The organism is Trinickia mobilis, assembly GCF_017315705.1.
In the GTDB taxonomy this organism is placed as follows: Bacteria; Pseudomonadota; Gammaproteobacteria; order Burkholderiales; family Burkholderiaceae; genus Trinickia_A; species Trinickia_A mobilis.
Map to the genome: position 1 here is coordinate 1 of NZ_JAFLRF010000069.1, position 13426 is coordinate 13426.

Below are 13426 nucleotides of genomic sequence, written 5' to 3' on the forward strand. Positions count from 1 at the left end.
GGTGCAGTGTTGTTCTATCGCATATCCGCGAGTGTTTTGGCACGGTTCCCGAACGCAAGCGTGGACTCCCGCATGGCTATAACGCGCTATATCGCGAATGGCAATGTCCGCGCCGCAGCGCTGCAGATGCAGATGCAGCCATATGGCGGCGGCTTGTCAGTCGCCCGGAGCAGTTTGGCATACGGTTACCTGGGACCCGTACTTGTTGCCGCAGTGATCGCGCTCCTTTCGGCAGCGTTTTGCTGGCTCTTGATAGATCCTCGCGAGACAGCGCCGCATAGTATGGCTCCGACAGGAGAGTCGATTGCGGTATCCGTCGATTAATTTTGAACGGCGCTTCACCTTGGGGAAGGGAATCGCTCTCGCGAACGGCCGCGAATAACGACCACGTTCTCCCCAACTCTTCTTGAGAGCAACTTACCAACCCAATGAAAACCTCTCCGCTGAGCTCTTATTAGTCCGCGGCCTCCTCGCGGGGCTGACCTCGACCGCCGCGCAACTGGCACGCTGCCACGCGTGCCCGAGATGCCGTCAACTGGTTCCACCGCTCCTACCTCGCAAAGGAATATGGTCTCGGGGAATTGTGCCAGCGCTCGGTGGCCAAGCTGCTTGCCTTCAAGCGAGCTTGAGCCTTGATGCGAAAATCGGCCGTTTGAATCCGCAAGCCATATTGGAGCTTTGTAAAATGAATCGGTATCGCCTTGATTTCGTCTCGCTGTCGCTCTTCACGCTCATTGTAAGGAGCGGAAGTATCAGCAAGGGGGCCGAGCTTGCCCGTCTCGCGGTAGGTGCTGCGAGCAGGCGTATTGCCGATTTTGAAGCTGCCATCGGCACGGAGTTGTTTGAGCGCCATTCGAGGGGAATTACCCTAACTCCGGCAGGCCACGCTCTGGAGAGGCACGCGCAACGCATTCTCAACGACGTTGACCTGCTTGCCGCTGATCTCTCTGACTATGTCAACGGCGTAATCGGCGTGGTCCGGCTGTGGGCAAGCACTTCGGCCATAACCCAGTTTCTGCCCGCAGAAATTTCTGCCTTTACCGCTGCCAGTCCGGAGATCCGAATCGAGCTGGAGGAGGAAACCAGTGACCAGGTAATCATGGCAGTGGTCGATGGACGCGCAGACTTTGGCATATTTGTCGACGGAACACCAACACTAGGGTTACACACCACGCGCTATCGCCGAGACAAACTGGTGCTTGTCGTGCCGGCGGGCCATCCGTTGACGAGGCGCGAGAACGTATCCTTCGGTGATGCGCTGGATTTCGACTTCGTTGGCCTCTCACGAAAAAGTTCACTGGCCGAGCGACTCGAGCAAGCTACTGTTGCCACAGGGAAGCGACTAAAGCTTCAAATTCAGGCCCGAAGTTTCGACGGGATGTGCCTCATGGTTGCAGCTGGACTGGGTGTTGCCGTGCTTCCCGAAGCTGCAGTGCGACCTCATATTCGTTCCATGGGTCTCGAGAAAATTTGCCTTGCAGAGCATTGGGCCGATCGCGAACTACTCATAGGCGCGCGCGACCTTGGCGCCCTCCCTAAACCAGCGCGGTTGCTCGCCGAACACTTCACTGGCAAGGCATCGATGTCATCAAGGCCGTCTGTTGAGTAGCTTGGAAGTCGGTGAGGGGGGCGCTTTCGCGTTTCGAGAAGGCTTATTTGGGAATTCGGACATTCCACCGTTAGCTGAGTACGAGGACAATATGCCGTTAGCGCTACGTAGCCCCACTTACAAGAGGCAAGTGTGTCTCTTCAAAAGCACAAGGCGAGCGGGAAGCGACCAGGCACTTGATCAAAATCATTCGGAGACCGGTGATGGAACACTCGAGCTCACCACGTACCCTTTTTGAAAAATTGTGGCAGCACCATGTAGTCAAAGAGAATGCCGATGGGTATGTCCTTCTCTACGTCGACCGTCAACTGGTCTACGAAGTCACCAGTCCACAGGCATTCGAGGGTTTGCGGGTCGCCGGGCGAAAGCCGTGGCGCGCGGCAACCGTACTCGCGACAGCGGACCACAACGTTCCGACAATTGCATCACAGCGAACGAGCACCGCGGCCATAAGTGATCCGTTGTCACGCACCCAGGTCGAGCAGTTGTACAGTAACTGCGAGGAGTTCGGTATTACCTCCTACGCTCTGACCAACCGGAATCAGGGAATCATTCACGTCATCGGTCCGGAACAGGGGGCAACGCTGCCAGGGATGACTGTCGTAGCTGGAGATTCTCATACGAGCACCCACGGAGCATTCGCCGCTCTTGCTTTTGGCGTCGGCACGTCAGAAGTCGAACATGTACTGACGACCCAATGTCTGTCCGTCAAGAAGATGAAGTCGATGCTCGTCCGTGTCGATGGAGATATGCCCCCGGGAGCTACCGCCAAGGACCTGGTACTAGCCCTGATCGGTCAGATCGGCACCGCGGGGGGCACAGGCTATGCCATCGAATTCGCAGGTGAAGCCGTCCGGAAGCTGTCGATGGAAGGGCGAATGACACTTTGCAACATGGCCATTGAAGCAGGTGCGCGGGTAGGCCTTGTAGCGGTTGACGATGTCACCATTGAGTATCTGAAAGGCCGTCCGTTTAGCCCCTCCGGGGACAAATGGGAAGAGGCGATTGCTTACTGGCGGACACTTGTCAGCGATGAGGGCGCAAGTTTTGACAAGGTCGTGACGATTGACGTCAGCGGATTGCGTCCCATGGTGACCTGGGGGACATCTCCTGAAATGGTAACCTCGATTGACGGAGTGGTTCCGAACCCTTCTCTGGAAGCAGACCCGGTGCGTCGTACCGATATGGTCCGTGCCCTCGCGTACATGGGGCTCGAGCCCGGTACCTTGATTCGGGAGATTACGCTGGACAAGGTGTTCATCGGCTCGTGCACAAACGGTCGCATTGAGGATTTGCGTGCGGCAGCCGAGGTCGTGAAAGGGAGACGGATCGCTCCGGGTATTCAACTCGCACTGGTCGTCCCGGGTTCCGGGTTGGTCAAGGCTGAGGCCGAAGCCGAAGGGCTCGACACGATCTTCCGGAACGCCGGATTCCAATGGCGCGAGCCCGGATGTTCAATGTGCCTTGGTATGAACGAGGACCGGCTTGGACCAGGCGAGCGTTGCGCCTCGACATCGAATCGTAACTTCGAAGGTCGTCAGGGGGCTGGCGGACGCAGTCATCTCGTTAGCCCAGCAATGGCCGCTGCCGCCGCGATCGCTGGACATTTTGTTGACGTATCTGCGGGAGCGTACTGATGCAGCCATTTACTGAACTCGATGCGTTGGTCGTTCCACTGGATCGCGCTAATGTCGACACGGACGCGATCCTGCCCAAGCAGTTCATGAAATCGGTGCTACGCACCGGATTCGGAGTGAACTTGTTTGATGAATGGCGGTATCGTGACCACGGGAAACCGGGGCAGGATGTGGCCACCCGCCAGATCAATCCTGATTTCCCGTTGAATTATCCTATTTACGCGGGCGCGCAAATCCTGCTGACGCGAGATAACTTTGGCTGCGGCTCCAGTCGCGAACATGCGGTCTGGGCGTTGTCGAACTATGGGATCCGTGCGTTAATCGCCCCGAGCTTTGCGGATATCTTCTATGGCAACTGTTTCAAGAACGGAATGTTGCCGATCGTTCTCAGCGCGGATCTGGTTCAGTCGCTCTTTGAACAGGTTTCCAGCGTGCCAGGATTCCGTCTGACTATCGACCTTCAAGCCCAACGAGTAATTGCCGATGGACTCGATCCGATTCCGTTCGAGATAGACACCGAGCGCAAGCGTCGGCTTCTCGGTGGGATGGACGATGTAGCACTCACACTTGAGTGGACAGACCAGATACTCGCATATGAGCAACTTCGTCAAATCGACGAGCCATGGCTTTTTAGCTGATGTGTCGCCACGCTCGTTCCCGATGAATCAAATCGTCTGACAGAGCCTGCTGCAGAGTCTGTGCCGTTCTGCGCAAGCATCCGTATTGATTCTTTGCCAAATTTGCGTTTTTTGATGCAACTCGCCGCTGCCGCCGCGAATCGCTGAGTCCTCAGCGTGTCGTCCATAGATTCGATGCCAATATAATATCTATGAGAATCAGCCACTTCCTGATTGCTCTCCGGTGACGTCTTGCGGCCTCGGCGCGGGCCTGAATAAGGACAGTTTTCGCGGCGCTATGGGACTTCTCACGGATAGATGTACGATAATCGCGCGAAAAGGGATTTATAGCTGTAAATTCGCGTGCTATTCCGGCCGGACAGACGTGATGCCCGCTACCGGCATACCTGGCAGCGATACCCCCACTGGTATCACGCGGCGACCGCTCGAATGGACGGAAGGCCGGACTGGACAAGACTTTCCGGCGGGCGCGGGCGAGTTTGACGCGACGCGCTGCCGCGCTTACCGACGCCAGAACAAACAGCAACCGTCTGATTCTCATGGTTATTTAAAACGGGCCCGTTCGCAATGCCTTGTCGGGCTTGAAATCGCTTACCGTCGTAATCTGCATGGAAATCAGGGGGACCCCAGAGCTGAAGTCTCTGATATTCCCGGGAATCATGGCGGATGGAGGCGAACGCGCCGCTGAAACAGGCGAATGACAGGCTGCGAGAAGCGCTAAAGTGAGCAGCGCTGACGTCGCAAGGAAAACTCGCAAACTAAGCACTGCTGACGTCGCAAGGACCCCCCCAGAGAGGACCACGGAGACCGCAATGACCAAAAGCATTCTGTATCTAGCTCTAGCTGCCAGCATTGTGGCGATTTCATCGATAGCTTCTGCCGAAGATCTGTCGACTGCTACAGCGCCCTTGCCGCCAGGCACATTCACCACGTCAGCGCATTCTGACGAGTGGAAAATCCGTAATGCATTAAGCGCGGGCCCTGCCAGCCTCACGGACAACGCAGCCGTCATTGATTGGTCCGCGAACCTGAAGGATGGCATGTCTCATGGCAGGGTGCTTCGCCAGGGCACCAATGGTTGGACGTGCATGCCGGACATTCCCGGACGGCCTCAGCACGACCCGATGTGCGTAGACGAGACCACGATGAAGTGGCTCTCGGCGGTCTTCGCTGGGAAGAAGCCGGACATCGATCGCGTTGGGCTGTCCTACATGCTCCTGGGCGAGGTAAGGCAGGGACAGGATGCAACTCCGGCAAAAGACCCCAGCCAGGTCAAAGAATGGTTCCGTATCGGCCCACACGTCATGGTCGTGCTTCCCGATTCAGACAAGGACGCGTTCCGGGGCATCAATCAGGATATGTCCATTAACCAGCCCTTTATCGCGGGGCTAGGGCTCCACCGTTCCGCAGATGTATGGTGGATCATTCCCGTTGGAAAATTCGGCGACAGGATCGGGGAGCTACCTATGAAATAGGGCCTAGCCTAGCTACAACTGTCTCGAAAGGACTTTACGAGACGGGGCGCCGGATGAAGCTGACGGTGGATGAGTTACTTGCGGAAGGCGCGGAAGGCACGACCCGAAGCACAAAGAATGCTCCGTCGGTGGGGCGTTAACGCTCGTCAAGGATTAAAGCAAGCTGGGTGCGAGTAAGCTGCCTTAGAGACGGTTTCAAAAAGACCCCAAATGGCTGTTAATTTTTTCAGCAACCTGTTAACCTCGGCTGTCGTGGCAGACGGATCATGGAGATGGTAAGCCAATCATTGATGACTAACTGTGGGCGCTAATCGAACCACGGCTGCCTCCGCCAAAGCCGCGCCGTTTCAAGTATCCCGGTCGCAGGCCGGTACCGGATCGCGCGGCTTTGACAGGCATCCTGTTTGTGCTGAAGACGGGCATTCGTTGGGGCGACTTACCAGCGGAAATGGGATGCGGGTCAGGCGTGAATTGTTGGCGCAGACTGCGCGATTGGCAGCAAGGCGGCGTGTGGGATCGATTGCACGCGGTGCTACTGGCGAACGTGCGAGCAGCGGGCAAGATAGACTTCTCACGTGTGGTCGTCGACTCTTCGTCGATTCGCGCGGTTGGGACGGGCGAAAAACTGGCCCTAACTCCACCGATCGAGCGCGACCGGGTTCCAAGCGCCACCTCGCCACCGACGCCATGGAACGCCGATCGCGGCAATCCTCACTGGCGCCAACCGTCACGACGTCACACAACTCGTGCCGCTGATTGAGGCCATCGTGCCGATTGGCGGCGTGCGTGGGCGGCCTCTGAGCCGTCCTCGCCGCGTCTACGCCGACCCGGGTTACGACCGCGACAGATGCCGGCGCATCCTTCACGATCGCAGTATCCCCACCAGTATTGCGCGGCGTGGTCGCCTCGCATGGCAGTGGCCTAGGAAAAGTCCGTTGGGTCGCCGAACGTACACATGCTTGACTGCACCATTTCCGCCGTCTACGTATTCGTTTCGAACGTCGTGTTGACATTCACGACGCATTCCTCAAACGCGGTTGTTGCTAGATCTGTTGGAACACCCTTCAGCGAGCTCAACAGTTTTTATGAAACTGTCTCTCAGGGCCTGTTTCAGGCGGCGCAGCAGATTCGACCCGGTGCTGGAAACAGAGAAGGAGTGCCCATGGCAAACAAAGAGAAACTGAATTCGCTGGTGCGAGAGACGTTCCCGGCGTTGCCACGATGCTTACGGATCGCAACGGGACGACCTATGGGCGTGTTCAGCTAGCGTGTACTTGGTTGGTCTCTCCGCACGCTAACGCGGGCGTCCCCAGTCTGAAGGTATTCAGACATCGCGCGGCATTGCCGCAGGCCCGTGCGGACGAGCATGTCGCATCCAAGCAGCTGTTTGGGCTATCCGGCTGTCGATGGAGACATATGCCCTAGGATCGACGCGACGACGAGCACGACGAGCAGCAACACCGCTTCGACTACCAATAGATAAGTGAAGCCGCGGATCCCCGCGTACGGCACATTTTCGTCATCCGATAGGTACACCATTCGGTTCCAGCCTGCAGCAATGACCGCGGCGGCCACAAGGACCAGTTTGATTCCAAGGACGTGTCCATAAGGAGTCGAAACCAGCGGTGCTGTCACTTGCGCCGTATCCTCAGCGGCGTTATAGACGCCCGTGAGAAGCACTAGCGCCAGTGAGGCAGTCGCGAAATGCGAGAGCCGGGTACAGAACTCAACGCAGTGATGCCATGCCGAGTTTTGCCGTAACGCGGATCGACGCAAAACGACGGCCGCAATGATCACGCTGCCCGCCCACATCGCCGTTGCAAACAGGTGCACGACGTGAACCGCCTCGCGCAGCGTAAAGTCGCCTGAATCGGCAGCGTGACTCGAGGCGGCCTTCCCGGCAGCATAGACGACCGCGCCAAGTGCCACGACTACGCCGAAACGCCTTCCATGCACGCTGCCGAGCACCGCCAAAATGGCCCCCACGAACCCGAGCGACCAGGCGATACCAAAGTGGGACTCGGTAAGCACCGGGACGATCAGCGGACCGGCCTCGGCTATAGATACCCCGCCCATCACTGCCGCTTGCAACCATAAATACCCGATCGCAGCAAGTGCAAGCAGACCGAAGGCAATGCGCTGCCACGTGCGCATCCACCCTGGCATGGCGACGTGGCTGCGTTGCAGCAGCGCGCCGTTCGCCCACAGACCCGCTGCCATCGCAAATAGGATGTCCTGGATGGAAGCGGCGCCTATCTGCGCGACGACGAGCGGATCCATCGTCACTTTACCGAAAAGGTGTAGTGTCCCTGCGTGCGATGGCCGTCGGTTGCGATTGCGACCCAAGCCACGGTGTAGACGCCGGGCGCCGGCGCGTTCAGTTGCACAGACATATGCTTGGCGTTCGTCGAGTCGACGACTGCTTTGCTTTTGGTGACGGATTTGCCCTGCGCGTCCGTTACCTTGATCGAACTGAAGGCGGGTTCAAGGCCATCGTCGAAGTTAATGGCGGCTTCCTGCTGCGAGGGGGAGACAGTCGCACCGGCGCCTGGCGTCTCGAAGATGGGATAGGCGTGAGCGAATGCCAGTTGTGCGGTTGCCATGGCGAGCGAGCCAACGAGCAACCGTGCTCTGAACGTATTCATGTCGTGAGCCTCCTTTCAGGCTAGAAAAGGGGCTTGCCCAAAGAGTTCGGGAAGATGTCGTCGAAGTAGATATGGGCTTGCACCAAGACACCTGTGTGCGTGCCGGTCCTGCTATTGACGGGAATCTGCGCTTCGACGCCGAACTGCCCGTAGCGATTGAGCCAGATCACGCCGGGGTTGATCGTGCCCGTTGTCTGTCCTGAGCACGCGCCAGCCGTGCAGGTGCTCATCGGGAATTCGACGACCGGAATCAGATTGGCGAACGGCTGCGGCAATCGGAGATCCTTCACCTGCTGCTGCAGGTACGGAATGCTGTATTGCAGTGTCAAGCCCCAGCCAAGCGAGTTCGGTCCCCGGTCCGACGAGGCGGTCGTCAGGTTCGGTCCGATCGTGCCGGTGATGGCGAACGGCCGCAGGTAGCCGAGCGACGCGGGCAGGTCGCCGAAGCCCTTGCCGAAATAGACGGTCGGGGTGAAGGTCGAAAACGAGTTCGCGATCGATTTGGCGCCGGTGCCGCCGAGCGCGGCGAGCAGCCCGACCGATGCCATGAATTCGTGTTGCGGGTTCGCGTAGACGAGATATTTGACGCCGAGCGTGAAATTGTCCCAGCCCTTCGCGCTGCCATCCGGCGAGTTCAGACTCGTGTAGTTGCTCGCGACGCTGAACGCAAGGTTCTTCGTAATCAGTTTGTCCCACTCGTACGACACCGAGTTGACGTTCATGTCGTTGCCATTGCTGCCGGGCGTCTTGATGTGGCTGTACTGCAGGTTGAATTCATCGCCGACGCCAGGATCGTCGACGGTCATCGTGGCAGGGAATACGCGATCGCCGACCACCGCGTGAGCGGATGCGGCGGAGGAGCCTGCGAGGCAGGCGATCGCGCCCACGGCGATGAGCACGGTGCGCACTGGCGCCGCATGCTGCTTGAAGAGGCTGAGCATAGTTGTTTTCTCCAGTTGTCGTGGGTCGCCCTTTACTCGGGCCTTTCATGAACTGGCTTGGTCAGGCCGCCCGCGCGAGCATCGAGCGGAATTCCCGTTTAAGCGATAGCCCGTGCCCCGCGACCGAAGAAGGACTCATGACACCACCATCGAACTGCGGGGCGCCACTGAAAATTGGTTCAAGTAATGGGAAGTCTTCGAACAAAGTCACACTTGGTGAGACCGCGGCCAGATGGACGAACAGGCCGGGCAAGAAATGAGGCATGGCTTCAACGCCGAACAATTCGGCTGCCCGTGTCAGCCGCAGGCATTCCGTCATGCCGCCCATCATTGCTAGATCTGGCTGGATGACGGAGCAAAGCCCTTCCTTAAGGAACGGCAGCGCCAAATCGGTGCCCTTGAGGTGTTCTCCGGTCGAGGTCAATCCGGGGAATGCACGCGCAAGAATCCGATACCCTTCGACATTGTGTGCCGGCAGAGGCTCCTCGACGAAGAGCGCACCAAGAACGGAGGCGGTGCGCATCAACGAGCGCGCTGACGTGAGGCTTCCCTTTTCGTTCAGGTCGATCATGAAACACGTCCCATCCGGAACGCTTGACCCTACCGATTCGAGCGTCCCGACATCTTGGGGCTGACCCGAGAGTCGCAATTTGACCGTGCAGAAGCCCGCTTCACGATACCGCGTAATGTGATCAACAATTTCTTTTGCATCTTGATTGGGCCGGAATCCACTGCTCGCATAGCCGGCGACCGAACGCGATGAGCCGCCCATCGCGCTACCTAGCGGTAGATCCAAGCGCTTGGCATGCAGATCCCAAAGCGCGAGATCAACTGCGGCCAGGCCGACGAAATTCGGCCAACGCCCGGTGCGATTGCAGGCAGCACATAGGCGCCGCCAAGTTGCTTCCGGATGTTCAAGTTCTGCGCCCGTGACAATCTCATCCGCTAGAAGTCGCGCCGCTTGCGCCGCGGCCGCGCCCCGCCCTCCGACGGCGTATGAGAAGCCAAATCCCTCCAACCCGCTCTGCGCGACTATGTCGCACACGGTGACGTCGACCTCGATCACACCCGAACCGCCTGCAGCGGTCGAAAGCTTGTAGTTGAAAAGAGAGATGGAGGCGCTTCGGATTTTCATACATGTCCGCCTTTTTCCAACATCGGTTCGGGGGATAGGGATCCCCTATCTAACACGCTTATTGCTGTCGCGATTAGCCCCAGGAAGCCGGATCTTCGCCTCAAACGGCTCGCTGGGGACAGTTTCTGATTTGGATCCGGCCGCGTCCGATGGATGAGCGGAACACGAAAAGATATCGCGTGATATTGTGTGGATCTGAGACCGGAACACACGAACGATATTCAAGTGGAAGAAGCCATGAGTGGAAAACTGACCCTTGTTTCCGAGAATCGGCATCCTACGACTTCGGAAAGGCGCCATCTGCTGCAGGAACTCTTGAGCAATTTGCGCGGACGCGATCGCGAGCTTGATCGCGATCTTATGCAGTGCGGCCTTGGTGTACAGAGCTGTTACAAGCCGCAGAACATTTCCAGGGTCACTTTTAGCAAACCGGCAGTGCTTCTTGTGGTGTCCGGCTCGAAAGAAATCGAACTCGCCAGTCGGCGGTTCGTTGCCAATGCCGGAGAGCTTCTCATCATTCCGGCGGGCACGGAATTCTGGATCGCCAAATTCCCAGATCCAGTCAGCGGCCTTTATCAAGGCCTCGGGCTCCGCTTTGATATCGAAACGATCGAGGAATTTCAGCGTAGCTATGGGCGGGGCCTTGAGAGCTGGAATCTCAGCTCGAATTGGCATGCGCCCGCCAGCGAGGCCGCGCTTGAGTGGATCATCCAATGGCTCGATTGGAGCAGCAAATATCCTCCTTCCCTTCATGTCCAGCGTCACCGGCTTGTTGAACTCCTTCTACTGCTGGCACAGACGGGCCTTGCAGGGAATATTCTCGTCAGCCGCAATCCCTCCTGGCGGCAGCGTATCGGCCAGATGATTGATGTTGATCCGGCCCGCGCGTGGCGATGTCAGGATCTTTGCCGGATGCTGGGCATTAGTGAGTCTGTCATGCGCGGCCATCTCCGTGTCGAGGGTACGAGCTTTCGCGATCTGCTCGAGGAAACAAGACTGATGTCGAGCCTGGCCCTGGTCCAGGAAACAAGCTTCACAATCGGCCAAGTGGCGGACGCTGTCGGGTACCGATCGCAGTCGCGATTCACCGACCGGTTCAAGGAGCGTTTCGGCGTCACGCCAACCATGTTGCGCCGCTCAGGTTCAGGCGAAGTTTTGGCGCCTGGAGGCGAAACGCTTCCCTAGGTCGCCCGCATACTCGCCTTGAACATCAAATGATGCTGTGAGGACGAGTCATGCAAGATTTTAAGATGCTTATCGGCGGCGACGAACGGGCTGCGGTTGGCGGCGAATGGATCGAAAGCGTCAATCCCTATACGGGCAAGGCCTGGGCGCGGGTGCCGCGAGGGCAGGCTGAGGACGCAGCGGCCGCTGTTGAAGCCGCCGCGGCCGCGCTCGAAAATCCCGCCTGGAAGAATCTCACCGCTAGCCAGCGAGGCGCGCTCCTGCGGAAGGCCGGTGACCTGATTCTCGCCAATGCCGAGCGGTTGGCCGATCTGGAGGTGCAGGACAATGGCAAGCTGAAGGCCGAGATGCTCGGCCAGATGCGCTACCTGCCGGAGCATTATTACTATTACGGCGGCCTCGCGGACAAAATCGAAGGAGCGGTGATTCCCTCCGACAAGGCGGGGATGTTCGCCCATACCGTCTATGAGCCGCTTGGCGTCGTCGTTGCAATCACGCCGTGGAATTCGCCCCTTTTGCTTACGACCTGGAAGCTTGCGCCGGCGCTTGCGGCCGGCAATACAGTTGTCATTAAGCCGTCTGAGCACGCTTCAGTATCGATGGTCGAATTTGCGAAGCTGTTTCTCGAGGCTGGGTTTCCCGCAGGCGTGGTGAATGTCGTGACCGGTTTTGGCGCGGAATGCGGCCCGACCCTTGTCGAGCATCCCAAAGTCGCCAAGGTCGCTTTCACGGGCGGAGACGGTAGCGGCCGTGCGGTCTATCAAGCCGCGGCCAAAAACCTTAAGCATGTCACGCTCGAACTTGGCGGCAAATCGCCCAACATCGTCTGCGAGGACGCCGACCTTGAACAAGCTGTCAAAGGGGCGGTCTCGGGCATCTTCGCTGCAACAGGGCAGACGTGCATGGCCGGCTCGCGGCTCCTCGTCCACGAAACGCGCCATGACGAGTTCGTCGCAGCACTTCGCGACTTTGTCGCCGCAGCAAAGCTTGGCGATCCGATGGATCGCGAGACTAAAATCGGGCCGATTGCCACCTTACCCCAATACGAAAAGGTGCTCGACTATATCGATATCGCGCAAGGCGAAGGGGCCCGGGTCGCCTATGGCGGAAAGCCCTATCGCGGTCCCGGCTGCGAGAATGGCTGGTTTGTCGAACCCACCGTTTTAACCGAAGTCTCTAACACCATGCGGGTTGCGCGAGAGGAGATTTTCGGCCCGGTGCTTTCGGTGATTCGTTTTAAGGATGATGAAGAAGCGATCGCGATTGCCAACGATACTCCCTACGGCCTCGCTGCCGGTGTTTGGACAAAGGATCTCGTCCGCGCGTTCCGTTACACGAAGGAACTCAAAGCAGGCACGGTCTGGGTCAACGCCTACCGCGTCGTAAGCTACGCGGTCCCGTTTGGCGGGTTTAAGCAGTCGGGAATCGGGCGGGAAAACGGCCAGGAGATGATCAAGGAATATCTCCAGACCAAGAGCGTCTTCATCAATCTCGAAAAGGAAGTACCGAACCCGTTCGTCCTGCGGTGATCCTCTCGCGCGGCCTATGTGCCGCGATATCGCCGATCGCGTTGGAGGCGGTTACGCACAAGCTGCCGGCATAAATCGGCGCGGTCGGCAATTTCGCCCGGACTCGCTCACCGCAACTCGTCAACGCCGGCGCGATTGGCAATGTTAGCTACACGGCGCCGTCGCTCTATGTGGGCGAGGGCTAGGCAATCTGCCGATCGTCTGTTTCCGTCCTCTGGCCACCGGTCAGCCCGGACGTGTGGGTCTTTGGAATCGCCGGCATTGTCGACGCGACGAAACGCGACGATTTCCTGAAGCCTCTTTTTCGATCTTGGAGATACGTATGAAGCAAAGTTTTGGAAAAACGGTTACCTTTCGGCGCCCGGACGGCAAGGAAGTCAACGGCTACCTTGCGGAACCCGAGAATACTGCGGGCGCTCCCGCCATCGTTGTCATCCAGGAGTGGTGGGGATTGAACGAACAGATCCGCGGCGTGGCGGATCGTCTCGCGCGCGCAGGGTATTTCGCGCTCGTCCCCGATATCTATCGCGGCAAGTCGACGGTCGAGGAGGAAGAAGCGCATCACCTGATGAGCGGCCTCGATTTCGCCGATGCGGCCACGCAGGACATCGCCGGCGCGGTCCAGTATCTGA

General features: G+C 58.4%; 11 protein-coding genes and 2 pseudogenes. 9 read left to right on the top strand and 4 right to left on the bottom strand.

Annotated features, from left to right (window positions below):
- The 6 genes and pseudogenes from J3489_RS35650 to J3489_RS35675 form a co-directional block, all read left to right on the top strand.
- A pseudogene (locus J3489_RS35650) lies at positions 1 to 324 on the top strand (hypothetical protein); the annotation flags it as partial.
- A 361-nt stretch (positions 325 to 685) separates the two neighbouring features.
- Positions 686 to 1609 carry a LysR substrate-binding domain-containing protein gene (locus J3489_RS35655; protein ID WP_207005525.1) on the top strand — a complete coding sequence of 308 codons (924 nt, stop codon included), beginning with the start codon at positions 686 to 688 and terminating at the stop codon, positions 1607 to 1609.
- A gap of 203 nt (positions 1610 to 1812) precedes the next feature.
- Positions 1813 to 3246 carry a 3-isopropylmalate dehydratase large subunit gene (gene leuC / locus J3489_RS35660; RefSeq protein ID WP_207005514.1) on the top strand — a complete coding sequence of 478 codons (1434 nt, stop codon included), beginning with the start codon at positions 1813 to 1815 and terminating at the stop codon, positions 3244 to 3246.
- The gene (leuD, locus tag J3489_RS35665; RefSeq protein ID WP_207005515.1) at positions 3246 to 3884 is read left to right on the top strand and encodes a 3-isopropylmalate dehydratase small subunit; all 639 of its coding nucleotides are present in this window, start codon (positions 3246 to 3248) and stop codon (positions 3882 to 3884) included. The genes leuC and leuD overlap by 1 nt, the downstream gene beginning before the upstream one ends.
- A gap of 812 nt (positions 3885 to 4696) precedes the next feature.
- Positions 4697 to 5359, top strand: coding sequence for a hypothetical protein (locus J3489_RS35670; RefSeq protein WP_207005516.1), 663 nt, complete (start codon positions 4697 to 4699; stop codon positions 5357 to 5359).
- 298 nt (positions 5360 to 5657) lie between these two features.
- Positions 5658 to 6406, top strand: a pseudogene (locus J3489_RS35675) (IS5 family transposase).
- Between the two features lie 345 nt (positions 6407 to 6751).
- Here the strand turns inward: J3489_RS35675 and J3489_RS35680 are convergent.
- The 4 genes from J3489_RS35680 to J3489_RS35695 all read right to left on the bottom strand — a co-directional run bounded on the left by J3489_RS35680 (position 6752) and on the right by J3489_RS35695 (position 10080).
- Entirely contained in the window at positions 6752 to 7639 is an 888-nt protein-coding gene (locus tag J3489_RS35680) for a CopD family protein (RefSeq protein WP_207005517.1), read from the bottom strand.
- Positions 7640 to 7641: 2 nt separating this feature from the next.
- Complete coding sequence (locus J3489_RS35685) at positions 7642 to 8004, bottom strand: copper resistance CopC family protein (protein WP_207005518.1); 363 nt, start codon at positions 8002 to 8004, stop codon at positions 7642 to 7644.
- Between the two features lie 20 nt (positions 8005 to 8024).
- The gene (locus J3489_RS35690) at positions 8025 to 8945 is read right to left on the bottom strand and encodes a hypothetical protein (protein WP_242540568.1); all 921 of its coding nucleotides are present in this window, start codon (positions 8943 to 8945) and stop codon (positions 8025 to 8027) included.
- Positions 8946 to 9006: 61 nt separating this feature from the next.
- A complete protein-coding gene (locus tag J3489_RS35695; RefSeq protein ID WP_207005519.1) occupies positions 9007 to 10080 on the bottom strand; it encodes a mandelate racemase/muconate lactonizing enzyme family protein in 1074 nt (357 codons plus the stop codon).
- A 225-nt stretch (positions 10081 to 10305) separates the two neighbouring features.
- Between J3489_RS35695 and J3489_RS38680 the strand changes: the two genes are divergently transcribed.
- From J3489_RS38680 to J3489_RS35710, 3 genes are all read left to right on the top strand, one after another.
- On the top strand, positions 10306 to 11265 hold the full coding sequence (locus tag J3489_RS38680) for a helix-turn-helix transcriptional regulator (protein WP_207005520.1): 960 nt from the start codon (positions 10306 to 10308) through the stop codon (positions 11263 to 11265).
- Between the two features lie 50 nt (positions 11266 to 11315).
- Positions 11316 to 12794, top strand: coding sequence for an aldehyde dehydrogenase (locus J3489_RS35705; RefSeq protein WP_207005521.1), 1479 nt, complete (start codon positions 11316 to 11318; stop codon positions 12792 to 12794).
- A 322-nt stretch (positions 12795 to 13116) separates the two neighbouring features.
- A partial coding sequence (locus J3489_RS35710) for a dienelactone hydrolase family protein (RefSeq protein ID WP_207005522.1) occupies positions 13117 to 13426 on the top strand: 310 nt, incomplete at its 3' end.